General features: G+C 77.9%; 1 protein-coding gene. It reads left to right on the top strand.

The window, feature by feature from the left end; genetic code table 11:
• Positions 1 to 326 (top strand): PAS domain-containing protein (locus tag ACLBX8_RS31745; protein WP_447716418.1); only part of this gene is annotated, 326 nt, incomplete at both ends.

The following is a 326-nucleotide window of genomic DNA, read 5'->3' as shown; positions in this document are numbered from 1 at the left end:
TTCATCCTCTGGGGCCCCGAGCGGCGGCTCCTGTACAACGATCTCTACGCGGAGGTCCTCGGCGACCGGCATCCCGCGGCCCTCGGCCGGGACTGTCTCGCGGTCTGGGGCGGGGTCGGGGCCGGTCTCGCGTCCCTCGTGGACAGGGCCTATGCCGGCCGGCCGGTCCACACGGCGGAGGGTGAGCCCCTCCTCCACGGCGACGGCGGTGCCGACGCGGCGCGCTTCGCGCTCTCCCTGGTGCCGGCCCGGGACACGGCGGGGCGCGTCACCGGCCTCGTCGGGACCTGCACGGCGATCGCCGGCCAGGCGGCCGCCGCCCGCCG

Source organism: Methylobacterium sp. D48H, assembly GCF_053345715.1.
The sequence above is the reverse complement of the archived record's forward strand: the minus strand, read 5'-3'. Positions and strand labels throughout refer to the sequence as shown.